This is a genomic window from Vibrio sagamiensis NBRC 104589 (genome assembly GCF_007990935.1).
Classification (GTDB): Bacteria; Pseudomonadota; Gammaproteobacteria; order Enterobacterales; family Vibrionaceae; genus Vibrio; species Vibrio sagamiensis.
Genome location: NZ_BJXJ01000111.1, coordinates 1 through 2,055, shown reverse-complemented (window position 1 = coordinate 2,055; position 2,055 = coordinate 1). Strand labels below are relative to the sequence as shown.

The window sequence follows — 2,055 nt, the reverse complement described above, 5'->3', positions numbered from 1 at the left end:
GGCTCATCAAGATTTGACAAAAATACATAGTTCAGTGATCAATCATAGTTAAAGTCTGGCGGGTTGTGAGGGTTTTGCAACAAGCTCATTATGCGTACGAAAGAAGAGTTGGACTGGTATGTGAATATCACGCCTGAAGGGTTTGATTTGGCGCTAGGTTGGATACACGGGGGAGAGTCTTAAGTCGAATTTTGTATCAGGCCGATGTAACAGACATTCTGCCTATAGAAAGCACGTTTTGCCTAGTCTTTTGAGTACTATGAATTTATAAAATTTAGTAGTATAACTAAAAACGTAATTCAATGAGGTTAGTATGCCTAAACCCCCAGGCCAAAGTTTTCCTTTTCCTAGTCGCACATCGATGTATTGGGAAACATGTCATGTGACTTATGATCAAGCCGTAGAGATGTTTAATGCTCAAACAGCGACGCAACAAGCGATGGGACAAAACCCGATAGTTTCGTCTACCAAGGTTAAACGAAAGCAGTTTTCCTCAGTATATGAAGCACAAAACGAATATTCAAAGACCACGATAGAAAAGTCTAAACAGTTTGAGGAAAGCATTCTTCAAATTCAAGATTCAGGTAACCAAAGCGCCAAAAGCCTTATTGAACGTATAAATAATTCTTATAGGCCTACCTCTAATGGAGCGACAGATACTGAGCCAACTAAGGTCAAAAAAGTTGGTGATGATGCAGTTGCAAAAGTTCACAATCGACAAGATGTAGTAGAAGATGGAGTTTTTGTTTGGATTGAAACAATAGGCACTGGACATGCTTTATTAACAGTGCATGATTCTGATATAACAATGTTTTCTTATGGGCGCTACGATGATATTTACCCTAATACTTTGGGGACTATGGGGGATGGTGTTTTGATTAAAGCCTCAAATGAGGACTGTAAACCATATTTAAGAGAGCAAATTTTTGCAAAAGGAGCTCGAGTATTTAAAATAACGGATGTAAATAAATCGGATGTTTTTAATTACTTAAATGATATTTGGGAAGACAGTGATGACTACCCCGATTCTACAGAAGGAGAACTAACCTTAAAAAGTGGAAGAGTTATTAATGAATATAGCTTGTTTGAAAACAACTGTACAACCACAATAGTAGACGCCTTAGATAAATCTGGTACTAAAATCTTTGAAGATTCGATACTTGGAGTTGAGCTTGATCAAAGTTTTACGATCCCAGTTTCACTAAGCGATTATCTAAAAAATGCTTCATTAAACTTTGATATGCTTGTTATTGATGTAACAAAAGAGATGAAAATGTTTTTAGACAATCCAAATAACTTAAAGATAAAGAAACCAAGCAAAAAGGACATAGTATTTGGTATTATCACAAATCAAGCTAGTTTTTTTGGCTCTTCTAGTAGCGATTAAGTAGGTAAAATGATGGTTAAATGGATATTTATATTATTTTTAATTTTTCTATATAGCATTGTCCTTTTTCTTCCGTTCACGGATTTAATGTTATTAATTAAATATAAATTACCAGAAGATTGCTCCACTATTGGCCAGGATATTGATCGGATAACAGATAATCTATTTTTTATCGCATTCGGTGGTTATTATCTTTCATTAACCCTTATTATATTGATATTGGTTAAATTCAATAATAAAAATTAGTTAAAGTCCTCATGAGGCACTTACTGGCAAAACTGAAGATGTGTCTGAGGTGCCTAACTGAGCACCTCTTTTCATGCGTAAATTCCAAAGAGACTGAAAAGTTCACTGCGGAAGGCGGCTCTCTCTTGCACCCTCAGCTTCGGCTCATCACAACGTAACCAAAAATCAAACTGCCTTTATTCGAGGTTTCTGCAACAAGCTCATTTCTACACTGCACACAGCTAGAAATAGAAGTTGTGATCAAAAAGCAATCAATTATTTTGTCATTATTGTGTCAGTGTTTGTGCATTGGTCCTAACTTTATATTGACTTTTAAGTGTTTTGTTAATATCGCTATTAAAATAATAAAAACACCTATTATCAGAGGTTTGTTGAGTATTTTGATTGAGAAAGGTACGGCTTCAATATGCTAGATTAAGGCT

At 35.3% G+C, this 2,055-nt stretch carries 1 protein-coding gene; it reads left to right on the top strand.

The window, feature by feature from the left end; all coding sequences use genetic code 11:
* Positions 1 to 313 precede the first annotated feature (313 nt).
* Positions 314 to 1,387, top strand: coding sequence for a hypothetical protein (locus tag VSA01S_RS19635; protein WP_039983284.1), 1,074 nt, complete (start codon positions 314 to 316; stop codon positions 1,385 to 1,387).
* The last annotated feature ends 668 nt before the right edge of the window (positions 1,388 to 2,055 follow it).